The sequence below is a fragment of the Pantoea phytostimulans genome (assembly GCF_046118715.1).
GTDB classification, from domain to species: domain Bacteria; phylum Pseudomonadota; class Gammaproteobacteria; order Enterobacterales; family Enterobacteriaceae; genus Pantoea; species Pantoea phytostimulans.
Genome location: NZ_CP173701.1, coordinates 1 through 22,178 on the forward strand (window position 1 = coordinate 1; position 22,178 = coordinate 22,178).

Genomic DNA, 22,178 nt, shown 5'->3' on the forward strand with positions numbered 1-22,178 from the left:
GACGAAGGTAAGGTGACAGGATGCCCACCTGTCACCTCTTACGCTGATCACTCATGGAAAATCCTTATGAATCATAAAGCATTATTCGAGCCAACCAAGCTTGGTCCTTATACCCTTAAAAATCGCATTGTATTCCCACCACTGACGCGCCAAAGAAGTGAACAACCCGGTAATGTACCCACCGACCTCATGGCCGAATATTACCGTCAACGCGCGGGTGCAGGTTTCATGATCACTGAAGGCACTCAGATTGAGCCCCGTGGACAAGGTTATGCCTGGACACCGGGAATTTATACTGAGCAACAAATTGAGGGTTGTAAAAAAGTGACCCGCGCGGTCCATGCCGAAGGGGGGATTATTTTTGCACAACTTTGGCATGTGGGACGCGTTTCTCATTCTGCACTGCAACCAGAAGAAAATGCTCCCGTTGCGCCTTCAGCAATTCAGGCTGAACAAGCAAAGGCTTTTATTGAGACAGGGCCAGGTACGGGCACGTTGGTTATCCCTTCGATTCCCCGCGAACTGACTCGGTCAGAAATTAAAGATCTCGTCAATTTATATGCCCAGGCGGCGAAAAATGCCATCAGTGCAGGTTTTGACGGGGTCGAGATCCATGCTGCGAATGGCTATTTGGTTAATCAGTTCATTTCAGAGCATGCAAACCAGCGTAAGGATGAATACGGCGGTTCTATTGAAAATCGACTGCGGTTTCTGGATGAAATTGTTCAGGCTATCACTAATGCAATAGGGGCAGACCGTCTAGGCGTTCGCTTCACGCCTTTATTTTCCAGCACAGATGAAGACCGCGTCTATATCGGCTTGGTTGAAAGTGATCCGCATAAGACCTACGTAGAAGCTGTAAAAATCCTGGAAAACGCCGGTGTTGCCTATGTGTCTATAGCCGAAGCCGACTGGGAAAATGCTCCGGACTTGCCCGAAGCGTTCCGCCGTGAAATCCGCACGATATTTAGTGGACGCATCATCTATGCCGGTCGATACACAGCAGAACGTGGTGCCCGGATGGTCGAGGAACAGTTGGCTGATCTCATAGCATTTGGTCGTCCATTTATCGCCAACCCTGATCTCCCTGAACGCATTGCGAATGGTTGGGCATTTAACGATCTTAACGCCACCACGCTGTATGGCGGGGCGGGTGAAGGTTTTACTGATTATCCGATTTACAACGCGCAGCGTTAAAAAATTTAAGGGGCATATCATGAACAATGGAATTGAAAATAAAGTTATTTTAATCACCGGCGGTAATACAGGGATCGGTGCTGAGGTTGCTCGACTCCTTGCCAGTCGTGGTGCTAAGGTTGCAATCGCAGCACGCAGACAATCAAAAACAGAGCAAGTAATTGAGGAAATTACCCGCGCCGGTGGGAATGTCAGAGGTTATTCGCTCGATGTAACTGATAAGCATCAAGTTGAGTCCGTAGTTTCAGCCGTTATAAGAGATTTTGGAAGACTTGACGTTCTTATTAACAATGCAGGTCTGATGCCAATCCGTCCTATGTCAGAGGTCAATACTGACGAATGGGACGCCATGATTGATGTCAACTTGAAAGGCACACTTTATGGTATCGCTGCCGTGTTGCCTCGCTTCCTGGCACAAGAGAGTGGGCACATCATTAATCTGAGTTCAGTCGCAGGTATTAAGGTATTTGCACCCGGCGGTACGGTCTATTCGGGCACCAAATTTGCCGTGAGGGCAATTTCAGAAGGTTTAAGGCAAGAGGTTGGAGATAAAGTGCGCGTGACGTCAATCGAGCCAGGCGCAGTAGAAAGTGATCTGAAGTATTCAACGTCCGGTACGGCATCAGAAACTGTCCTGGAGTTTTATAAACAGGCTATACCTGCAGCTTCTGTTGCCCGCGCAATCGCTTTTGCCATTGAACAACCGGCAGATGTTGATATTAATGAAATCGTTCTACGTCCGACTCGTCAAGAATTCTGAGCCTTAGGTATTCAACAATATTAGCAGGCCCCGAGTAACGTGCTTTTTTCAGCAGTTAAATAGGGGGCCGCTATGTGCCAGAAGCGAACAGCGTGTCCTCCCGAATGCTCTTAAAATCGGTAAGAGCCACGGCAACTATGGCCCGATAATAAATTGTAGTGATTATCGGGTAACCCTACTATGTCCTAAAGGCCAACTTTCGAGCATCTCGGGTCAAAATTCTGCCAGTAAGGGCAGCAGCATAAGCCAAATCTTTTATGTTCGCCTTTCGCTCAAAACTGCCTGTCATACCTGCTTAAACTGGGTAATGAAGGCCATGATGCTTAGCGTACGTTTTCGTTCCATTGGCTCCCGAACCCCGCTTACAGGCCACCTCCACAGCCGTGATCGTATTAAAAGAAATTTACCTTAGCTTCGCCGTTATTAAAGTATCCTTTAATAAGGCGTGGCATAATTAAAATAATTTTTAATAACACCTGTAGTAATCAAAGGATTTTTTAATGAAACGTGTGTCAGGACAATTTACCGAAACCGCCAGCTATGATGAAACGGTTCGTGCATTTATACCTGCACCTTTGCCTCCTGCTGCACCCGTTCTCGACCCTGTCTCTTATCAGCAACTCAATGAAAAGGCGGAAAAGTCGCTTGCCCGATTGTCCGGTATGTCAGGCCTGGTCTCTTCAAGCGAATGGCTTGTTTACAGTGCTATCCGAAAGGAAGCATTGCTCACCTCACAGCTGGAGGGAACCCAGGCAACGTTAACAGATATCTTCGATGAAGAAGCGGGGCTTTCAGTGACGAACGTTGAAGATGTGGAGGAAGTGACTAACTATCTGCGGGCTTATAAATTCGTGCACGATCAGATGAACTCTCCCTCAGGCCTTCCGGTCTGCGTACGCCTGCTGAAAAATGCGCATCAGGTGCTTTTATCCGGCGCCCGCGGCGCCGTAAAACAACCGGGCGAAGTGAGATCGACACAGAACTGGATTGGCGGGACGAGACCGGGCAACGCCTCCTATGTACCACCCCCACCGGAAGAGGTAGGTGAGCTACTGTCCGATCTGGAAAAATTCATACATGAGCCGGAACCCTCGCTGCCACCTCTGGTACGTATCGCACTGGTACATGCGCAGTTCGAAACCATTCACCCTTTCCTGGATGGTAACGGGCGCATCGGCCGTCTGCTGATAGCCATGCTGCTGGAAGAATGGCAGCTGCTGAAAGAACCGCTGCTTTACGTTTCCGGCTACCTGAAACAGCATCAGAGGTACTACTATCAGTGCCTAACTGATATCAGGACAAAGGGTGACTGGGAACAGTGGGTGGCATTTTTCCTTGAGGCGGTCACTTTTTCAGCAGAAGAGGCGCAGCAAGGAATAATCAGAATTGCGACCTTGTTTGCCGACGACAGAAAAAAAATCCTCTCAATGAGCTCAACGTCGGTACACACCATCCGTCTGTTTGAATTCCTGCCGACGATGCCAAAGCTGACCGTTGAGCGTGCCGTTGAGCTGCTGGAGGTAACCTATCCGACAGCGAACAACGCCGTCAAAAGTCTGGTAGAAGCCGGTGTACTTGTTGAAACGTCAGGCAGGGCGCGGCACAGGAGCTACGTTTACAGCCGGTACGTTGAGCTTCTTCGCGACTGATCCGCATACGGACTGACAACGCAGCTAAAAAGAAGCGGGTCAGTCCGGCCAGCATTGTCTTCCATTAGCCCACCCATGAGTGTGCTTCAAGCATGTATATGTGCCTTCCTGAATGTCCTTATCGACCTGCTGAACAGCATTTTTCTTACGCGTTGTGCAGAAGTCGTATCCGTATTTTTATAAACCGAGGCCGATAAACGCTCTGCCGAGCCGTACCCTGGCCGACAGGGCAGAGCTTTTCGTTGCTAAAACTTCTCATCGAACTTGTTTTTCTGAATGGTCAGTTCGTCACCGGGCTTAATTGTCTGTACTTTATTTTGCTCGGCGTCTTTAGCCGGGCTGACGGGTGTTGAGACTGTGTCTGGCAGGGGACTTTCCTCTCCTTCTTTTACAGCTCCGGCATGGTCAATATCGACTTCCTGACGGCGAACCGAATCATTGACCGTTTCCACCCGCTCGCTCTGGTCTGTACGGACCACGACTTCTTCTTTCACCTGTACGGTTTTATTTATCACGGGTAACTCATGTGTTTCAGCGACTTCGACTGTTTTTTCAGACCAGTCCACATCATCCGGGGAAGCGTGCTGAGTCAGTGGTCGGCGAAAAATATCTGCATGTTGTTCATGCAGGGAGACTTCTTTTGATACATCGTCAGTAACGGTATAACGCCTTACACGCGTCGATCCTTCACTGACCAGACGCTTACCGACTTCAAGCCTTTCTTCAGCCAGGCGGAGCACTTCCTCTTCGGTTTCATCTCCGGTCAGGGAAGTCCTGACAGGCGTGACGCCAGTCGGCTGAACCTCGCCGGTATAAAGTTCGTCAGTGGGCACGCCGGCGGATGACTGAATATCAGTATCGTTTCTCAGGCCCGGTTCGCCATACTGCTGCATATTTCCTGAGTCATGTGCGTCAATAATGCTTAAGGCACGTGGAAGCTGTTCTTCATCTGCTCTGAGCGTCAGCACCACACCACCGGTACGCAGTGCATCTTCATAAACTTCAGCCTGCTCTTCATCGACCGTATCGCCAAACAAACGCTGCCAGAGTCCGGGATGGCGAGCTTCGTGTTCCTCTTTATTGAGCCTGTCACCTGAAATCACATCAATATCATTGTCATCAAAGCCAGCCTTAAGCAGGCTTCGTTTTGCACCTTCTGCATCAGCAGTATTACTGAACATTGTTACGATTTTTTCATGTGCCATGGATTATTCCTCGGTTTTTTCCGGATTTGTAACGTCACCATCTTCCCGCTGGACACTTACCTGTTGACGGCGAAGGGAAACGGTTTCTTCAAAGGGAATTTCCTCCTCAGCTTTGTGAATATGAAGTTCCTCTTTGAGCACCAGCCTTCGTATAATCTCAACCTCTTCTTCCACAACCGGCACGATGAGCACGCCATTTTCCTCCCTGATTTCAGGTACAGCACTAACGCGCTGATTTTTAGCAACATGAGTAACCTTCACCTTTTCGCGCCGTAACAGCATGCTTACCGTTTCGTCATGCACTGAAGTTGAGCGCGTCACCTTGACCCGGCTTTTTACAGACTGCTCCCGCGTAACCTGAAGTTCTTCTTCCGCAAGGCTGAAAGTAACCTCGTCATTTTTCTCTGGTAACTCGCCTGAAGGCTGATTGCTCATAATTGCCCGCTCACCTGTGTGACCAACTGATATAAACAGCCAGACTTAAGACATGCTTAAGTGTAATAAGCTGGCTGACAAATTAATCATGGCACATTAATAGGGATTTACACTGCCGGGCGATAAAAAGCACGAGGGCTGGATTTATACAGACGCCAGAGGAAGGGCGGTATGCTGACAGATAAGTGATGAGCAGAATCTGTACATGTCTGTACACAGGCTGTCCACTTTTTCTGTGGATAAGTCGGGTCGTTAAGCGAGTCAGTTTAGCGCTTCAGAATGCCATTGCTATACATTTAGCCTGAGTGCTTTTCCATGAAGTCCACCATGGCGCCTTTGTGCGCGTCAACATGGCGGATGTAGCGCATCAGGGTTTCCGGCTTTTTCCACGTTCCTTCCTGCATGATCTGCGCAACCGGATAGCCCTGTCCGGCCATGTCCTGTGCGGCGCCGACGCGTGCGCTGTGTCCGCTCCAGCCGCTGTAGCGATTCTTGTTGTTCGCTCTAAACTGCTCGCTTGAACCCGACGTGCGCCAGGCCCGAGCAAAGATATCTTCAAGGGCGCGCGTGCTTAACGGTGCCTCAGATGAAAGCTGCGCCCGGTTTGAACGGTGCACACGACTGAATAAAAACGCATCCGGCTCGGCCGCCAGGCCAGACGCGCTGATCCACTCTGCCAGCCGCTGCGTAGGCAGGGTACTCAGCGCCTTGATCAGTCCGCCGGTCTGTACGATGGTTTTGGTCCACGCCACATCTAGAATGATGCGACCGTCCGGCGCCCGCGTAACATCCCTCACGCGCAGGCGCGATAGCTCGCTGATACGCAGAAGCGTGGCGTAAGCCACATGCAGAAACGCCAGGTCGCGGACTTCCTGTAGCCGTGCTGAGCCTGACCACTGCGCATCCAGCGCCAGCAGATCGGGCAGGCGGAAGGGAACGGCCTGCCCGGCGCGCTCGCCCGCGATGACGGCCGTACGATTTATCTTCTTTATCGTGCGGAAAACCAGCGGCGAAGAGTTAGGCGGCGTCAGTCCGGCGTTACGGTGTAACATCGAAATCAGCGCGGCATGTGCATTAACGGTTGATGAAGCCCGCCCGTTTGCCTGGAGGAACGTCAGGTAATCGCGCAGATCGGCGGAAGACATCGGCAAAAAGGTCCTCTGGTTATCATCCGCCCACCGGCTGCAGGTGCGCATGACGCTCAGCAGCTGTCGCCAGGTATTGGGCGAAAACGCCTCCCTGTCCTGAACAAACTCCCTTAACCGCTCCCGGATGTCAGCATCGCCGGTGGCGCTAAGCGCCGCCAGCTGAGTCATTTTTGTCATGTTTGCCTGTTTAATGAACGAAACTGTTGTTGATCGCGCTACGTGAATTCTGGAAAGAAAGACGGGGGATAACCCGCCAGAATTCACGTAGCGCTGCCGGTTTTCTGCGCCGCCTGAATGCGCCCATCTTATCGCAACGAGCCTACCTTTGTCCTAACTTCGTATAAGTATAATTATACGAAGTTAGTGACTTAATCGGTAGGAAGGGAACTGGGATGGTACAAATGTAATTATATAAGGTTGGATAACACTCACCTTGCAAAATGAAGCGGGAGAAAAATATGAGTTTTCTCCTCAGGGTAATTAGCAGCAATTATTTTTAGGTGCTATTTATTCAAGTTGGAAAATTTAAGAGTGCGCGCTAACAACTAAATTTAAGAGAGTATATTATGACGAAATTTGTTAAAGAATTGGATGGGAATATAATACTCGATGAATTACAACTAGAGAAACCAAATAATAAACTACAACTTGGATCAAGCTTGGGACGATTCATTGAGGAATATTCTTATTTAGACATTGTGCTCGCATCCATAATTTTAATCGCATTATCTGGATTTTATTTTTCCTATACACCAATTGAATATACTCTCTGTAATGGTCTGCCATTTTGACCGCCTTAAAGGCCGTTAGGATGCTTTATGTATTATAGATAACTCACTATAGCGAAGGTGCTAAGGTTTGGCTGTACGCATGGCTTTTGTATGAGTCATAAAGGAGGTTAATGACTTATAGATGAGTCATTATCTTTGTTAATCCAACGGGTGAAGGATGTTTCGTTATAAAAGAAGAGTACAGGCAGGTTAAAACATAATTCAGTACGAGGTGTGTAATCAGACACCTTGTTTAAAATAATAAGTAAATTCAAAACTAGCCAGCACAACGGCCTCAAAATCAATCACTTATTTTATTTCTCAGTCGTTATTCTGTATTCACTCGTTCATAAAAAACTCTTCCAGCTTCAGCATTGCCTCATCTGCGTACTGCCTATGCTGGCGCATGGTGTTTTCAACCTGAGCGGCGTCTTTACGACGCATCGCATTAATTAACTTGTATTGAAAACCTATCCCGGTCGCGCGCGCGACGAGTTCTGGGCGCTGGTAGATGTCTTTGCAGACCGCCTGTTCTTTAAGCAGGCGCGGCAGGAAGTGGCAAATAAATGCCAGCAGCACGTTATCGAAGTAGCTGGCGGCCACAACATGAGAATCGAGCTCTACCATGCGCTGGCTCCAGCGGTTAACGTTAAAATAGTGGCTCTTTTAACTGCGCCCCATCATCGGTACGAGTCGTCTATATAATTCCGCGAATACCTCTCGTTTTAGGCGATATGCATCATGTTGCGCGGCATTCGGTTCATGGCGTTGTTCAAGTGGCAATGTGGGTAAAAGCTCTGCCACATCGCGCTCGGGTGACATCGCTAACATCGCCAGGCGCGCCGCGCCCAACGCGGGGCCGACATCACCGCCTGAGCAGAAGTCGAGCGTCTGTCCGCTGATATCTGCCAACATTTGTCGCCACCTGGCACTGCGGGCGCCGCCGCCAATAAGCATAATGCTCTGCGGCGCAATGCCACAATTGTGTACCGCGTCCATACCTTGCGCCAAAGCATAGCCGACTCCCTCCAGCACCGATTTTGCCAGTTCTGCGCGACCATGCTGGTGGGTCAAACCAAAAAATACGCCCTTTGCTTCAGGATTATTATGCGGGGTACGCTCACCAGAAAGATAAGGCAAAAACCAGACGGGTGGCAGATCCTCCTGCGCCAGTTCTGCTTCGTCGAGAAGATGCTGAACGTCATTACAGCCGGTCAGTTTTGCCGCCCAATCAAGACAGGAAGCCGCACTCAACATCACTGACATCAAGTGCCAGCGTTGTGGCAATGCGTGACAAAAACTATGAACCGCCGAGGTTGGATTTGCCATAAAGCCGTCGCTCACCAGAAAATAAACGCCAGAAGTACCGAGTGAGAGCATGCCTTGTCCGACATTAACCATACCGACGCCGACTGCGCCCGCCGCATTATCACCGCCGCCCGCCACGACCTGCACATCTTTAAGTCCCCAGCCCGCCGCAATTTCCGGATGCACGGTGCCGGTGAACTGATTGCCTTCATACAGTTGCGGCATCTGCTGGCGCGTCAATCCGCAAGCGGAGAGAAGTTCATCATTCCAGTCTCGCTTTGCCACATCCAGCCACATCGTACCCGCCGCGTCGGACATATCAGTGGCGAAGACGCCATTCATTCGCCAGCGCAAATAATCTTTGGGTAGCAACACTTTGCTAATCTGAGCAAAAATTTCAGGCTCATGCTGTTTGACCCATAACAGCTTCGGTGCAGTAAAGCCCGGCATCATCAGGTTGCCAGTAATGGCTCGCGAATCAGGAACCCGCTTTTCCAGTAGTTGGCACTGCTCTGCACTGCGCCCATCGTTCCAAAGGATGGCGGGGCGCAACACATCACACACATTGTCGAGCAGCGTAGCACCATGCATTTGCCCGCTGAGGCCAATGGCGCGCACCTTGCTTAAATCATATTGACTCGCCAGTGCGCGCATAACGCTATCGGTTGCCTGCCACCAGCTTTCGGGATCCTGCTCACTCCACAGCGGCTTTGGTCGTGAAACAGTAAGCTTCTGGCTTTGGCTGCCAATCAGTTGCCCAGCGTTATCCAGCAGCACGGTCTTGACGCCTGAAGTGCCTAAATCTATCCCGATGTACATGATGGCGACTCCGTTATTGTGCAAAAAGATAGTTATTGACCAAATTTTCCAGTTGTTCCTGACGACCACTTTGCGGCTGCGGATTCAGGCTATGTTCCGAAGCAAATTGCGCCAGCGAAGCGAGCGAAAACTCGCCTTTTAAGATTTTCTGGCCCACTTCATCATTCCAGCCGCTGTATCGACGGGCTACACGGCGGTCCAGTTCGCCATCGTCAATCATGCGAGCAGCCACCTTAAGTGCTAACGCCATCGTATCCATAGCACCAATATGACCGTAAAAGAGATCATACTTATCAATGCTCTGACGACGAATCTTCGCATCAAAATTCAATCCACCCGTCGTGAAGCCACCCGCCTTAAGAATTTCATACATCACCAGCGCATTTTCTTCCACGCTGTTAGGGAACTGATCAGTATCCCAACCGAGCTGTGGATCACCACGGTTAGCATCGACTGAGCCAAAAATACCCAGAGCAATAGCACTGGCGATCTCATGATGAAAAGAGTGGCCAGCCAGCGTGGCATGATTTGCCTCAACGTTAACTTTGATCTCTTTTTCAAGGCCATACTGCTTCAGGAAGCCGTATACCGTAGCAACATCGTAATCATACTGATGCTTAGTTGGCTCCTGCGGCTTGGGCTCAATCAACAGCGTGCCCCGGAAGCCAATCTTGTGTTTATGCTCCACGACCATCTGCATAAAGCGGCCAATCTGCTCACGCTCCTGGCGCAGATCGGTGTTGAGCAAGGTTTCATAGCCTTCACGTCCGCCCCACAGCACATAGTTCTCGCCGCCAAGCCGATGTGTCGCATTCATGGCGGTAAAAACCTGCGTGGCGGCCCAGGCAAAAATCTCTGGATCGGGATTAGTCGCTGCCCCAGCAGCATAGCGTGGGTGGGTAAAACAATTAGCGGTGCCCCATAACAGTTTGACGCCGCTCTGTGCCTGCTTCTCTTCCAGCACATCGGTCATGGTCGAAAAGTTATCGATATAGCTTTTCAGCGAATCGCCTTCGGGTGAAACATCAACGTCATGAAAGCAGTACCACGGCACATTCAGCTTGTGAAAAAACTCAAAGGCGATATCGGCTTTGCGCTTCGCCTGCTCCAGCGCATCTCCCGGCCCCTGCCATGGGCGGTTAAAAGCCCCACTGCCAAACATATCAGCCCCGTTCCAGCAGAAAGTATGCCAATAGCAGGCCGCGAAACGCAGGTGATCTTCCATGCGTTTTCCGTGAATAAGTTCCTCGGGATTGTAATGGCGGAAAGCCAGAGGATTAGTGCTTTGCGTTCCTTCATAGCGGACGCGATCGAGCTGATCGAACCAGGATTGCATGTGTAACTCCTTTAACCTTACCCATAGGACAGCTGAATACTCAGCGGTATGTGAAGATGATTGTGATGAGTGAATCCCTGACGCTCAATTACGTTATTTAACACTGCCATTGAGATAATTATTAAATGTGCGTCAGCTCGCAAAATACAGGCGGAAAATACCTTTTCACTTTCTGATTCACCTCGAAAAAATAAGAGAAGTAATTTACCTGAAAAAGGGAAAAATAAGATCCACTTCATACTTTCTTAAATAAACTAAAAAACATAATAGAAAGACGAAAATCTATAATTGCTGATATGAAACTGAAAGATAACAATTCATCAGCCTATTAGCGCATTGGCAGGTTTTACCCTTACTTCAACCTACAAGGCCATAAAAAATGAAAAAAACCATACTGGCGATGTGTGCCGCACTCAGTCTGTTCAGCCATGCTGGCTTCGCAAAAGAGGTGAAGATTGGCATGGCGATTGATGATTTACGTCTCGAACGCTGGCAGAAAGATCGCGATATATTCGTCAAGAAAGCGGAATCGCTTGGTGCGAAAGTTTTTGTTCAGTCCGCTAATGGCAATGAAGAAACGCAAATGGCGCAGATTGAAAATATGATTAATCGCGGCGTAGATGTATTAGTTATTATTCCCTACAACGGTCAGGTATTAAGCAACGTTATTGCTGAGGCTAAACGTGAAGGAATTAAAGTGCTGGCCTATGACCGCATGATAAATAATGCTGATATCGATTTTTATATCTCATTTGATAATGAAAAAGTGGGTGAAATGCAGGCGCAAAGCTTGGTTAAGCGCGTGCCGCAAGGTAATTATTTTTTGATGGGTGGTTCACCGGTCGATAATAACGCACGTCTGTTCCGTGATGGGCAAATGAAGGTGCTGAAACCGCTGATCGATAGCAAAAAAATCAAGGTTGTGGGTGATCAATGGGTTGATGCCTGGCTGCCAGAAAACGCGTTGAAAATCATGGAAAATGCCCTGACCGCCAACGGCAATAAAATAGATGCTGTTGTCGCTTCAAATGACGCCACCGCAGGCGGTGCAATACAGGCACTAAGCGCGCAAGGGCTGGCCGGTAAAGTCGCAATTTCTGGTCAGGATGCCGATCTCGCCGCCATCAAGCGTATTAATAACGGCACGCAAACCATGACGGTTTATAAACCGATCAGCAAACTCGCTGATAATGCGGCGAATATCGCTGTGGAGTTGGGAGAAGGGAAGCAACCAAAGTCCAATGCAACGCTGAACAACGGCACCAAAGAGGTTCCTGCCTGGCTACTTGAGCCAATTGCCGTTGATAAAGCCAATATTGAAAGCACGGTGGTCGCAGACGGCTTCCATAAAAAGAGCGAGCTCTGATCCTGTTAACCGCCGTAAACACGGCGGATTTTCCTCAGGGCAGCCTGGAGAGATGTCATGACCAAACTGCTTGAAATGAAAAACATCACCAAACTTTTCGGCGCTGTGAAGGCCGTTGATAACATTTCGCTGACGCTGGAGCCAGGCGAAGTGATTTCGCTCTGTGGTGAAAATGGCTCTGGCAAATCAACCTTAATGAAGGTGCTGTGTGGCCTTTATCCCGCCGGTGAATATCAGGGTCATATTTTTTTTGCCGGAGAAGAACTGCGTGCGACTAATATCCGCGACACCGAACGCAAAGGCATTGTCATCATTCATCAGGAGTTGGCACTGGTGCGGCAGATGACGGTAATGGAGAACATCTTTCTCGGCAGCGAACTGACACAACGCGGCGTTTTAGATGTAGACAGCATGACGCTGCGCTGCCAGACCCTGTTGCAACAGGTGCGGCTCAACGTCTCGCCAGAGACACGCGTGGGTGAACTGGGGCTGGGTCAGCAACAGTTAGTTGAGATAGCCCGGGCGCTAAACAAGCAGGTTCGCCTACTGATTCTGGATGAACCTACCTCTTCGTTAACCGAACAGGAAACAGAGGTACTGCTGGAAATTATCCGTAATCTGCGCAATCACGGTATCGCCTGCGTCTACATCTCGCACAAGCTCAACGAAGTAAAGGATATCTCTGACACCATCTGCGTGATCCGTGACGGGCAGCATATTGGCACACGCCGCGCAGATGCGATGAGTGAGGATGACATCATTACCATGATGGTAGGCCGCGAGTTGACCTCGCTTTATCCCGTCGAACCGCACCCGGTCGGCGACGAGATCTTACGGGTAGAGAACCTGACAGCCTGGCATCCGATCAATCGCAGCATCAAACGGGTGGATAACCTTTCTTTTAGCCTGCGGCGCGGGGAAATTCTTGGCATTGCTGGCTTAGTCGGTGCCGGGCGCACCGAAGCGGTTCAGTGTCTGTTTGGTGTCTGGCCAGGCCGCTGGGAAGGTAAAGTCTGGATTGATGGAAAACCCGTCAGCCTCAATGACTGCCAGCAGGCCATTGCGCACGGTATTGCGATGGTACCGGAAGATCGTAAAAGGGATGGTATCGTGCCGGTGATGGGCGTTGGAAAAAACATCACTCTCGCGTCGCTGGCTCAATTCAGTAGCGTGTTTTCAGTGCTGGATGAAGCGCAAGAGCAACAGGTCATTAAGGATGCGCTGGCTCGCCTTAAGGTCAAAACCGCCTCACCCGAGTTGGCCATTGGTCGGCTAAGTGGCGGTAACCAGCAAAAGGCTGTACTGGCAAAATGTCTGTTGCTCAACCCACGCATTCTCATCCTTGATGAACCAACGCGCGGTATTGATATCGGCGCAAAATATGAAATCTACAAGCTGATCAATCAACTGGCGCAACAAGGGATTGCCATCATTGTGATCTCATCCGAACTTCCCGAAGTGTTAGGCCTTAGCGATCGCGTTCTGGTGATGCATCAGGGGCAGATTAAAGCTGACCTTTTAAACCAGGACCTGACCCAGGAAAAAATTATGGAAGCGGCACTCAGGAGTGAACATCATGCTTAAAACCGATTCAACACAACCCGCTACGCCGTTGCCTACGCGAAAATGGGCGGGTGCGCGGCTTAATCTACAAGTTGGCGTGATGATTCTCGCCATCGTGTTAATTGTGGCTTTTTTCACCTGGACCACTGACGGCTCTTACCTTAGCGCACGCAATATTTCAAACCTGCTGAGACAAACAGCAATCACCGGCATTCTGGCGGTGGGCATGGTATTTGTCATTATCTCTGCGGAGATCGATCTTTCCGTTGGCTCCATGATGGGGCTGTTGGGCGGCGCGGCGGCTATTTTTGATGTCTGGTTCGGCTGGCCTTTGCCCTTGACCATTGCGGTAACGCTGGTGATGGGGCTGTTACTGGGTGCATGGAATGGCTGGTGGGTCGCCTATCGTAAGGTTCCCTCTTTTATTGTTACTCTGGCCGGAATGCTGGCCTTCCGCGGCATTCTGGTCGGCATCACTAATGGTACAACGGTGTCACCTATCAGTCCGGGAATGTCGCAAATTGGGCAAAGCTATTTGCCATCAGGCATCGGCTTCGGTTTTGGTGTGGTAGGGCTGGTGCTGTTCGTTCTTTGGCAATGGCGACTTCGTCAGCGCCGGCAAAAACTTGGCTTATCGCTTCCTGCTGCTTCCGGCACGCTGATACGCCAGGCGTTAACCGCGGTCATTGTGCTCGGTGCCATCTGGATGCTCAACGATTACCGTGGCGTGCCTACGCCAGTATTGATTTTGACATTACTGATGCTGGGCGGGCTGTTTATTGCCACACGTACTGCTTTCGGTCGCCGCATTTACGCTATCGGCGGCAACATTGATGCCGCAAGGCTTTCCGGCATTAACGTGGCGCGAACCAAGCTAGCGGTCTTTGCGATTAACGGATTAATGGTAGCCATTGCTGGGTTAATCCTCAGTTCACGGTTGGGTGCAGGTTCGCCATCGGCGGGTAATATTGCAGAACTGGATGCTATCGCTGCATGCGTTATCGGGGGAACCAGTCTCGCGGGTGGAATAGGGAGTGTGGCCGGTGCGGTAATGGGTGCCTTTATTATGGCTTCGCTGGATAACGGTATGAGCATGATGGATGTCCCCACCTTTTGGCAGTACATCGTTAAAGGCACGATACTGCTGTTGGCAGTCTGGATGGACTCTGCCACCAAGCGTCGCGTGTAGAGGATCACATGTCCGACGAATTTATTCCTGGTGACAAGCGCACTGTGCTATTCAAAAAGCAGAATAAACAGTGGGAAACAGCCATGTTTGAGAAACGTTATCGGATCACTCTGCTCTTCAATGCGAATAAGGTTTATGACCGACAGGTCGTCGAAGGCGTGGGCGAATATTTGCAAGCTTCGCAAAGCGACTGGGATATTTTTATCGAAGAAGATTTTCGTTGCCGTATCGACAATATCAAAGAGTGGCTGGGCGATGGTGTGATTGCTGATTTTGACGACAGGGAGATCGAACAGTTACTTAAAAATGTTGAAGTGCCTATCGTCGGTGTCGGCGGCTCGTATCACCGGGAAGAAGATTATCCGGCAGTGCATTACATCGCCACCGACAACCACGCGTTGGTTAAAAGTGCCTTCTTACACTTGAAAGAAAAAGGTGTGCACCGTTTTGCCTTTTACGGCTTGCCCGTTTCCAGCGGCAAACGTTGGGCACAGGAACGCGAGTACGCTTTTCGCCAATTGGTCGCTGAAGAGCGTTATCAGGGCGTGGTTTATCAGGGAATGGAAACTGCGCCAGATAACTGGCAGCACGCACAAAATCGGCTGGCCGATTGGGTACAAACATTACCGCCACAAACCGGGATTATTGCCGTTACTGATGCCCGAGCGCGCCATCTGTTACAGGTTTGTGAACACCTCAATATTCCGGTGCCGGAAAAGCTCTGCGTGATCGGTATAGATAATGAAGAGCTGACGCGCTTTCTTTCGCGGGTAGCGCTGTCATCCGTGGCTCAAGGCTCGCGTCAGATGGGATATCAGGCGGCTAAACTGCTGCATCGCCTGCTGGGCCAACGCCAACTTCCTCTTCAGCGCGTGCTGGTTCCTCCTGTGAAGGTTATTGAACGACGCTCAACAGATTATCGTTCTCTACTTGATCCGGCGGTAATCCAGGCGATGCACTTTATTCGCTACAATGCCTGCAAAGGAATCAAGGTAGAGCAAGTGCTGGATGCAGTGGGTATGTCGCGCTCTAACCTGGAGAAACGCTTTAAGGATGAAACAGGAGAAACCATCCACGCGGTAATTCATACAGAAAAGCTTGAAAAAGCACGATCGCTGCTGGTTTCAACATCGCTTTCGATCAATGAAATATCGCAGGTGTGCGGCTATCCCTCTTTGCAGTACTTTTATTCGGTCTTTAAAAAAGTCTACGCTTTTACACCGAAAGAGTACCGGGAGCGTTATAGCGAAATGGCCGTTTAACCTCGATATTTTCTATTATTATTGACAGGTGTTACCTGTCAATAATTTGAACATTTTCAACTGCGCTTATGTTAATGCACATAGTTGCTCCGCCATCGCTAAAAGTTCCGTAACAGCGAACTGGCAATTAGCTTAATTCGTAATAGCGACATATTTTCGACTGCTTCGCTTATATCAGTGCGTCGTTTGCTGGCAGCTGACCAATCCCAATTCCTTTATTGAGAAGCCCTCTCTAATATTCAGCGCAACTCGAGCAAACCCCTGCTCAAAAGTGTCTATTTCTACTTCAACCATAAACTTATCCATGCATAAACCGATAACAATAATCGGACATAGCGTTATCAGACTTATTACAGAATGTCGTCCGGCGCTAAATGAGCCGCTGTGGCTACCTAAACTCTTTATGGCTATCAGCTTCATTATCACGAAACTGGCTTAGATGAGATAAATAATGAAAATAAATAACCTGGGAATAGGAACCCGTCTGGGTGCAGGGTTTTCACTGGTACTTATTCTGATGATTGCAATGGTCATTACTGGAGGATGGCATCTGCGCGGCATGATGCAGGCCACAAAAAGTGTTACGCATGATTATTTAGTGCGGGAGCGCTTATCGACCGAATGGTTATCCATCATTGACACTAACGCCGCTCTGGCCCTTGTCGTAATGACCTCACCCGCTGAAAGTATTAAACAATATGCTTCAGAGGAAATGAAGAAGAACTCTGAGCGAGCCAGCGCGGTACAAAAAAAGCTGGAAAATATGATCACGTCTGATCACGGCAAAGAATTAATGAAGGGAGTGGGTGAGGCACGTAAAGGGAATACCGCAGCGCGCAATGTTGCCCTGAAACTCAGTGCTCAGGGAGATGTGAACGCGACCGCTGAAGTTATTCGTAGCCAGTTGCTACCTGCTATGCGCGCTTATTCCGATGCTGTTCGTGCTGTGGCTAACAACCAGCAAAGGCTCATTAATGAGAATGGTGGTCATATCCAGAGTGCAGGTACATCTGCCGTTTGGACACTGGTGGCGGTAGGTATTGTTGCGTTAATTATGGGCTCGCTTCTTGCATTGCTTATCACGCGTAGCATTACGCGCCCACTGATATCTGCTGTGGGTATAGCGCGCGAAGTGGCAGCCGGTAATCTAACCGTGGATTGCGGGTAGACTCTCATGATCAGTTAGGGCAGTTGATGGCCGCCCTGCGTGAAATGACTGAAAGTCTACGTAAGACTGTGCAAAAAGTGCGTGCAGGATCAGACAGCATAGCCTCGGCTGCTGATGAAATTGCCACCGGTAACGAGGATCTCTCATCCCGCACTGAAGAACAGGCGGCGAGCGTGGAAGAAACAGCGGCAACACTCGAGGAACTGACCGCCACCATCAGCAATACCGCAGCAAACACGGCGCAGGCACGTCAGTTTGTTTCTGAAACTGCTGGCATTGTAAAAGAGAATGGCGAGCTGATGAATGATGTGTCCACCCGGATGAAGGAGATTTATGAATCCTCCTCCAGAATGTCTAATATTATTTCTGTCATCGATGGCATTGCTTTCCAGACCAACATACTGGCCCTCAATGCGGCTGTGGAAGCTGCTCGCGCGGGTGAATCTGGCCGGGGGTTTGCTGTGGTCGCCGGTGAAGTACGCACACTGGCCCAACGCAGTGCTTCCGCTGCACGTGAAATCAAAACGCTGATAGATGAATCTGTATCGCGCATTAACGCAGGCACCACATTAGTGGACAAGGCTGATAAGGGCATGACGAGCATCGTTAGAAACGTGCAGAGCATGGAACAACTGATTAACGAAATTGCTCAAGCCAGCCGGGAACAGAATGATGGCATTGAGCAAATCAACTGCGCCATGGAGCAAATCGATACGACTACTCAGCAAAATGCTGCTCTGGTAGAACAGTCTGCAGCTGCTGCAGCCTCCATGCAGGAACAAACCCAAGTGTTGCAGGAGATTGTGAGCATGTTTCGCTTAAATGAAGGAAGCACTATAAACCGTACGCAAACGGTCAGCGTTCCTGTCTCGGTCGCCACTCAGCAGCAATTTAGCACTGTCCGTCAGGCACCACGACTACCTGGCAAAACGGCCGCTACAGAGGGAAGCTGGGAATCATTTTAATTGAACGATTTCGTCATAAAATGAAGTGAGCCAGACGGCGGGTTTTGAATGCTTTGTTTAAAAATCCTGTAACAAAAGCTGCCTGTCTAAAATTACTGGCTCTTTGTTACCTTCCTGTAAAAAAGGAGCATGCCAGACATGCTCCTTTTGACATTAATCATTCGTTCGTTTCAAAGAAGCAATAATTTATGGCCGTCTTTTCTCTGTCAGTACCTGTTTAGGGATTTACCGCAAATCCTTTGCCGGGAAGGCCCGTTGTGTTTTTCACTGGGTCTTCGGCCAATTGCATGATCTAATTAGACATTTAACATAAATTACATTATGCGCACTTTAGCTTATGGCGGCTAAATTCAGATGTCCGCCTCTGGCTATATTGAGATGTCCGCTTTATCGTCCTTTTTCAGGGTTTCCCGGCTTATCTAATCCTTGCGCTTTCATATCCCGTGCGCGTTGACTGGCAGCATTGCTTGCGGAAGGTTTTACCCGATTAATGGTTTCAGACAGAATATTCATTCGTTAAGATCCTTAATGACGAATATCAGAGACAAATTTTTGTGCTCGCGGGTGGTGTGGGGAGGTAAAAAATACTTCTGGTTTTGAACGTTCAAGGATTTCGCCTTTATCCATAAAAATTACCCGGTCGGCAACTTCTCTGGCAAATCCCATTTCATGGGTAACACATACCATTGTCATGCCTTCATTACCGAGTTGCTTCATAACGTTAAGAACTTCACCTACCATTTCTGGGTCAAGAGCGCTTGTAGGCTCGTCAAAAAGCATCACCGGTGGCTTCATTGCTAATGCACGTGCGATGGCAACACGCTGCTGCTGACCACCGGATAGTTGATGCGGATAGGCGCGAAATTTAGTACCAAGCCCTACTTTTTCCAGTAAGGCTTCAGCTATTTCCTCCGCTTCGCGCTTGGTGCTTTTCCTTACGCGTCGCTGTGCCAGTGAGACGTTGTCCAGAACGGTTAGATTAGAAAAGAGATTGAACTGCTGGAATACGAAACCAATATTGCTGCGAAACTGGTTGATATCAATTTTTTGATCTCGACTGTCGGTACCATTGACTAAAATTCTTCCTCCCTGGATTTCCTCCAGACGGTTAATTGTTCTGATCAATGTTGATTTACCAGAACCCGAGGGACCACAAACCACCACTACCTCTCCTTTCTCAATGTGCTCATTTACCCTATTAAGAACTTTATGTTTGCCATACCATTTTTCAACATTTTCAAGCACTAACATATAGACTCCTTAGATAGTAATCTGGCGTTTGCGAGTGACGTTTTTTTCGACGACACCAACCAGTCGGGTTAGCGTGAAGCAAATCACAAAGTAGATGAAAGCAAGTGCAGCGAAAACCTGCAGTGGTTTTGTTAACTCGATGGTATTGACCTGATACATCGAATAAGTCAGTTCGGCTACGCCAATTACATATCCTAATGAGGTATTCTTTATAAGGTTAATGAACTGATTCAGAATGCTGGGTAGCATGGTATAAATTGTTTGAGGCAAAATAATTTCCAGCATTGATCGTGAATAGCTAATCCCAAGGGTTCTCGACGCTTCGACTTGGCCCTGCGGAACAGACTTTATTCCTGCTCGAATAACCTCGCCAAGAAAAGCCATTTCATAGATAACTAATGCCAAAATTAAGGTTTTGGTGCCCGAAATTGAGTGGCCTGATATAAGAGGGACGGCAAAATAAGACCAGAACACTAGCATCAGAACCGGCAATCCGCGAATGACGCTGGAAAAAATCGTAACAGGAATAAAGATCACTCTAAAGCGACTTGTTCTGGCTATTCCAACCAGTACTGATAATGGAAAGGCACAAACTAATCCCGCTATAGCAATAAATAAAGTCAGAACAAGTCCACCTATAGGGCCATCTGGATAACCGCCTACCAGAATTAAATCTTCATAAGTGACAAGGATGTTGTAAACATCGTTCATGCATTTACTCCTGATCGCGAATTGAACCGCTCATAAGAAAATCCTACACTCACAATGATAAATGCACCTATTAAATAGATCATGGAAATAATTGCATAGGACTCAAACGTCCTGAACGTCTCATTATCTATTTCTTTAGCTGCGTATGTAAGTTCAGTTACACTGATTGCCATGGCAAGGCTGGTAGCTTTATAAAGTGTCAAAGCTTGGCTAATCAAAGGTGGAATCGATACCCGGACTGATTGCGGTAAAATAATATCTATCATAGACTGCATAAAACTAAAGCCCATTGCCTTACAGGCTTCCATTTGGCCGCTTGCAATTGATCGTACACCGCTGCGTAAATCTTCAGACATAAATGCCGCAGAGTTTAATGAAAGTGCGACATATGCGAACAGAAATTCGCTGCTGTGTTTATTTATCCATGCTGATAGTATTTCTGGTAAAATCATCGAAATCCCAAAATACCAAAGCAGGAGTTGTACCAGAGCCGGAACATTACGGTGGTATTCCACAAATACAATAACGAACCATCTGAATAAAGCAATGCGTGACAATCGCATTGCTGTTAAGGCTAGAGCAATAACAAAGGCAGTAACCAAACATAAGAAAAAAAGCGAAAGGGTATTTTCGATACCTTTAATTATCCATCCAAGATATTGACCCTGCAACAACGTCAAAGGTTGAAAATCCATAATTGGTAAACCCCCTTAGTACTTTAGATAATACTAATGCACGGCGTTAACATGAAAAAACAATCACATGCCAAACGTAGCGCCCTGTTTATGTAGCGTTAATAGTGATTAATTCATGCTTGCCTGAATATTCTTGATATGCTCAAGTTTATGTACACGTTCCATTTTGTACATGCTGTCTGAACCTAGCCACTTGTTCCAAATTTTCTCAATTTGCCCTTGCTGCTCCAACATTTGCAAAGCGTTATTGACCGCAGTAAGAAATTCAGGCTCATTTTTCTTAATTCCTAATGCTTGAGGCTCCCAGTTAATTGGTTCTTCCATAATCACAAACTTCCCTTTGCCGGCCTGCAAATATCGTTGTTCTGAAGTCTGCGAAGCCGCTACGCCACTGACTTTTCCTTGTTGAAAAGCCAGAAACGCGGAGGGAAAATCGTGGAATGTACTGACATTGATTTTAGGGAATTTTTTTCTAAGCCAATATTCTGCTGTTGAACCTGAAGACATACCTACTCGTTTACCGTCAAGATCGTCGAGACGTTTATAACTTGCTGATGCTGGTACCAAAACAGTAATAGGGTTTTGAAAGTGAGAGTCAGTAAAATCTATTTGTTTAGCGCGGTCATTAGTATATCCCAATGCTGCGGACAATATATTTACACGACCAATTTGTAATTCCGGAATACGGGCATCGACGGTAAGTGTTTTCTGAACCATTTTGACACCAAGTTGTTTTGCCACTGCATTACATATATCTATGTCAAAACCTGTCACTTTTCTCGTTTTAGGATCGGTATATCCCATAGGATCACTGGTAGCTAACGTTCCACATACTAGCTCTCCTTTTTCCTTAATATCTTTCAATTCGTTGGCAACTGCGGGATTAATTGCACTTGCTACAGCACATATCAAACCAATTACGTGTATTGATTTTTTTCCGTTAAAATTCGGTAAATAAGATGATGTATATACAGGCATAAAATATCCTCATTGATGTTAAAATTATGATAACTCTTCATTGAAAATCGCCATGGTCACAGCTAGTAAAATTTTCATAAAAGCATTATGAGATTCATCATGCATATTAAATACCAAAAAATATGGATCAATAAAAGTAACACAACTATTTGATTTTGCTTATTTTTTATATAATGTATTTTTATTGCCGAAATTATATAACTTATACGCCGCCCCATTATTATCCATAAATGACTTTTACCGCACCATTTTGGATAGCCATTACCAAGACTGAAAAAGATAGATGGTGATGAGATCGCGACAGGATTAAGGAACCTGTAATAATCTGCGTTACATAAAAAAATAAGGAGCAAGATTTCTTTAAGATGGTAAGAAAAATATTGAATAGCGTAAAAATTGCACA

The 22,178-nt window shown here is 48.0% G+C and carries 20 protein-coding genes; 9 read left to right on the forward strand and 11 right to left on the reverse strand.

What is annotated here, in order from left to right:
- The first annotated feature begins 66 nt into the window (after positions 1 to 66).
- The 3 genes from ACF2G4_RS22415 to ACF2G4_RS22425 all read left to right on the forward strand — a co-directional run bounded on the left by ACF2G4_RS22415 (position 67) and on the right by ACF2G4_RS22425 (position 3,606).
- A complete protein-coding gene (locus tag ACF2G4_RS22415; RefSeq protein ID WP_409076529.1) occupies positions 67 to 1,197 on the forward strand; it encodes an alkene reductase in 1,131 nt (376 codons plus the stop codon).
- Positions 1,198 to 1,216: 19 nt separating this feature from the next.
- The gene (locus ACF2G4_RS22420; RefSeq protein ID WP_215845059.1) at positions 1,217 to 1,957 is read left to right on the forward strand and encodes an SDR family oxidoreductase; all 741 of its coding nucleotides are present in this window, start codon (positions 1,217 to 1,219) and stop codon (positions 1,955 to 1,957) included.
- 500 nt (positions 1,958 to 2,457) lie between these two features.
- Entirely contained in the window at positions 2,458 to 3,606 is a 1,149-nt protein-coding gene (locus ACF2G4_RS22425; RefSeq protein WP_409076530.1) for a Fic family protein, read from the forward strand.
- A 245-nt stretch (positions 3,607 to 3,851) separates the two neighbouring features.
- Here ACF2G4_RS22425 and ACF2G4_RS22430 read toward each other — a convergent pair whose 3' ends face one another.
- The 6 genes from ACF2G4_RS22430 to xylA form a co-directional block, all read right to left on the reverse strand.
- Positions 3,852 to 4,811 carry a YsnF/AvaK domain-containing protein gene (locus tag ACF2G4_RS22430; protein WP_409076531.1) on the reverse strand — a complete coding sequence of 320 codons (960 nt, stop codon included), beginning with the start codon at positions 4,809 to 4,811 and terminating at the stop codon, positions 3,852 to 3,854.
- 3 nt (positions 4,812 to 4,814) lie between these two features.
- Positions 4,815 to 5,246 (reverse strand): DUF2382 domain-containing protein, encoded by a 432-nt coding sequence (locus ACF2G4_RS22435; RefSeq protein ID WP_215845061.1) that lies wholly within the window; start codon positions 5,244 to 5,246, stop codon positions 4,815 to 4,817.
- Between the two features lie 296 nt (positions 5,247 to 5,542).
- Positions 5,543 to 6,571 carry a tyrosine-type recombinase/integrase gene (locus ACF2G4_RS22440; protein WP_409076532.1) on the reverse strand — a complete coding sequence of 343 codons (1,029 nt, stop codon included), beginning with the start codon at positions 6,569 to 6,571 and terminating at the stop codon, positions 5,543 to 5,545.
- Positions 6,572 to 7,503: 932 nt separating this feature from the next.
- Positions 7,504 to 7,791, reverse strand: a complete 288-nt coding sequence (locus ACF2G4_RS22445) for a hypothetical protein (protein WP_409076533.1) — start codon at positions 7,789 to 7,791, stop codon at positions 7,504 to 7,506.
- Between the two features lie 39 nt (positions 7,792 to 7,830).
- Positions 7,831 to 9,291 carry a xylulokinase gene (gene xylB / locus ACF2G4_RS22450; protein ID WP_409076534.1) on the reverse strand — a complete coding sequence of 487 codons (1,461 nt, stop codon included), beginning with the start codon at positions 9,289 to 9,291 and terminating at the stop codon, positions 7,831 to 7,833.
- A gap of 13 nt (positions 9,292 to 9,304) precedes the next feature.
- The gene (gene xylA / locus ACF2G4_RS22455; RefSeq protein ID WP_215845072.1) at positions 9,305 to 10,627 is read right to left on the reverse strand and encodes a xylose isomerase; all 1,323 of its coding nucleotides are present in this window, start codon (positions 10,625 to 10,627) and stop codon (positions 9,305 to 9,307) included.
- Between the two features lie 379 nt (positions 10,628 to 11,006).
- On the opposite strand from xylA, the gene xylF reads away from it, so the two are divergent.
- The 6 genes from xylF (at position 11,007) to ACF2G4_RS22485 (ending at position 18,140) form a co-directional block, all read left to right on the forward strand.
- Positions 11,007 to 11,993: a D-xylose ABC transporter substrate-binding protein gene (xylF, locus tag ACF2G4_RS22460; RefSeq protein WP_332625065.1), complete on the forward strand. Its 987-nt coding sequence runs from the start codon at positions 11,007 to 11,009 to the stop codon at positions 11,991 to 11,993.
- 57 nt (positions 11,994 to 12,050) lie between these two features.
- Complete coding sequence (locus ACF2G4_RS22465; protein WP_409076535.1) at positions 12,051 to 13,577, forward strand: xylose ABC transporter ATP-binding protein; 1,527 nt, start codon at positions 12,051 to 12,053, stop codon at positions 13,575 to 13,577.
- A complete protein-coding gene (xylH, locus tag ACF2G4_RS22470; protein WP_215845074.1) occupies positions 13,570 to 14,745 on the forward strand; it encodes a xylose ABC transporter permease XylH in 1,176 nt (391 codons plus the stop codon). The genes ACF2G4_RS22465 and xylH overlap by 8 nt, the downstream gene beginning before the upstream one ends.
- An 83-nt stretch (positions 14,746 to 14,828) precedes the next feature.
- Entirely contained in the window at positions 14,829 to 16,007 is a 1,179-nt protein-coding gene (xylR, locus tag ACF2G4_RS22475) for a D-xylose utilization transcriptional activator XylR (protein WP_215845198.1), read from the forward strand.
- 451 nt (positions 16,008 to 16,458) lie between these two features.
- On the forward strand, positions 16,459 to 17,175 hold the full coding sequence (locus ACF2G4_RS22480; RefSeq protein WP_409076536.1) for an MCP four helix bundle domain-containing protein: 717 nt from the start codon (positions 16,459 to 16,461) through the stop codon (positions 17,173 to 17,175).
- Between the two features lie 26 nt (positions 17,176 to 17,201).
- On the forward strand, positions 17,202 to 18,140 hold the full coding sequence (locus ACF2G4_RS22485) for a methyl-accepting chemotaxis protein (protein ID WP_409076537.1): 939 nt from the start codon (positions 17,202 to 17,204) through the stop codon (positions 18,138 to 18,140).
- A gap of 387 nt (positions 18,141 to 18,527) precedes the next feature.
- Here ACF2G4_RS22485 and ACF2G4_RS22490 read toward each other — a convergent pair whose 3' ends face one another.
- From ACF2G4_RS22490 to ACF2G4_RS22510, 5 genes are all read right to left on the reverse strand, one after another.
- Positions 18,528 to 18,653, reverse strand: coding sequence for a hypothetical protein (locus ACF2G4_RS22490; protein ID WP_409076538.1), 126 nt, complete (start codon positions 18,651 to 18,653; stop codon positions 18,528 to 18,530).
- A gap of 12 nt (positions 18,654 to 18,665) precedes the next feature.
- A complete protein-coding gene (locus tag ACF2G4_RS22495; RefSeq protein ID WP_409076539.1) occupies positions 18,666 to 19,391 on the reverse strand; it encodes an amino acid ABC transporter ATP-binding protein in 726 nt (241 codons plus the stop codon).
- 9 nt (positions 19,392 to 19,400) lie between these two features.
- Positions 19,401 to 20,102 carry an amino acid ABC transporter permease gene (locus tag ACF2G4_RS22500; protein WP_409076540.1) on the reverse strand — a complete coding sequence of 234 codons (702 nt, stop codon included), beginning with the start codon at positions 20,100 to 20,102 and terminating at the stop codon, positions 19,401 to 19,403.
- The gene (locus ACF2G4_RS22505) at positions 20,099 to 20,797 is read right to left on the reverse strand and encodes an amino acid ABC transporter permease (protein WP_409076541.1); all 699 of its coding nucleotides are present in this window, start codon (positions 20,795 to 20,797) and stop codon (positions 20,099 to 20,101) included. Before ACF2G4_RS22505 ends, ACF2G4_RS22500 begins: the two co-directional genes overlap by 4 nt.
- Positions 20,798 to 20,905: 108 nt before the next feature.
- Positions 20,906 to 21,775: a transporter substrate-binding domain-containing protein gene (locus tag ACF2G4_RS22510; RefSeq protein WP_409076542.1), complete on the reverse strand. Its 870-nt coding sequence runs from the start codon at positions 21,773 to 21,775 to the stop codon at positions 20,906 to 20,908.
- Positions 21,776 to 22,178: the final 403 nt, after the last annotated feature.

Bases quoted from the DNA above. Each gene is read 5' to 3' on its own strand.
- ACF2G4_RS22425 (WP_409076530.1), top strand. From the start codon at position 2,458: ATGAAACGTGTGTCAGGACAATTTACCGAAACCGCCAGCTATGATGAA.
- ACF2G4_RS22465 (WP_409076535.1), top strand. From the start codon at position 12,051: ATGACCAAACTGCTTGAAATGAAAAACATCACCAAACTTTTCGGCGCT.
- ACF2G4_RS22420 (WP_215845059.1), top strand. From the start codon at position 1,217: ATGAACAATGGAATTGAAAATAAAGTTATTTTAATCACCGGCGGTAAT.
- ACF2G4_RS22485 (WP_409076537.1), top strand. From the start codon at position 17,202: ATGGCCGCCCTGCGTGAAATGACTGAAAGTCTACGTAAGACTGTGCAA.
- ACF2G4_RS22505 (WP_409076541.1), bottom strand. From the start codon at position 20,797: ATGGATTTTCAACCTTTGACGTTGTTGCAGGGTCAATATCTTGGATGG.
- xylR (WP_215845198.1), top strand. From the start codon at position 14,829: ATGTTTGAGAAACGTTATCGGATCACTCTGCTCTTCAATGCGAATAAG.
- ACF2G4_RS22500 (WP_409076540.1), bottom strand. From the start codon at position 20,102: ATGAACGATGTTTACAACATCCTTGTCACTTATGAAGATTTAATTCTG.
- xylF (WP_332625065.1), top strand. From the start codon at position 11,007: ATGAAAAAAACCATACTGGCGATGTGTGCCGCACTCAGTCTGTTCAGC.
- ACF2G4_RS22495 (WP_409076539.1), bottom strand. From the start codon at position 19,391: ATGTTAGTGCTTGAAAATGTTGAAAAATGGTATGGCAAACATAAAGTT.
- ACF2G4_RS22510 (WP_409076542.1), bottom strand. From the start codon at position 21,775: ATGCCTGTATATACATCATCTTATTTACCGAATTTTAACGGAAAAAAA.
- ACF2G4_RS22480 (WP_409076536.1), top strand. From the start codon at position 16,459: ATGAAAATAAATAACCTGGGAATAGGAACCCGTCTGGGTGCAGGGTTT.
- ACF2G4_RS22440 (WP_409076532.1), bottom strand. From the start codon at position 6,571: ATGACAAAAATGACTCAGCTGGCGGCGCTTAGCGCCACCGGCGATGCT.
- xylH (WP_215845074.1), top strand. From the start codon at position 13,570: ATGCTTAAAACCGATTCAACACAACCCGCTACGCCGTTGCCTACGCGA.
- xylA (WP_215845072.1), bottom strand. From the start codon at position 10,627: ATGCAATCCTGGTTCGATCAGCTCGATCGCGTCCGCTATGAAGGAACG.
- ACF2G4_RS22430 (WP_409076531.1), bottom strand. From the start codon at position 4,811: ATGGCACATGAAAAAATCGTAACAATGTTCAGTAATACTGCTGATGCA.
- ACF2G4_RS22415 (WP_409076529.1), top strand. From the start codon at position 67: ATGAATCATAAAGCATTATTCGAGCCAACCAAGCTTGGTCCTTATACC.
- ACF2G4_RS22445 (WP_409076533.1), bottom strand. From the start codon at position 7,791: ATGGTAGAGCTCGATTCTCATGTTGTGGCCGCCAGCTACTTCGATAAC.
- ACF2G4_RS22435 (WP_215845061.1), bottom strand. From the start codon at position 5,246: ATGAGCAATCAGCCTTCAGGCGAGTTACCAGAGAAAAATGACGAGGTT.
- xylB (WP_409076534.1), bottom strand. From the start codon at position 9,291: ATGTACATCGGGATAGATTTAGGCACTTCAGGCGTCAAGACCGTGCTG.
- ACF2G4_RS22490 (WP_409076538.1), bottom strand. From the start codon at position 18,653: ATGAATATTCTGTCTGAAACCATTAATCGGGTAAAACCTTCCGCAAGC.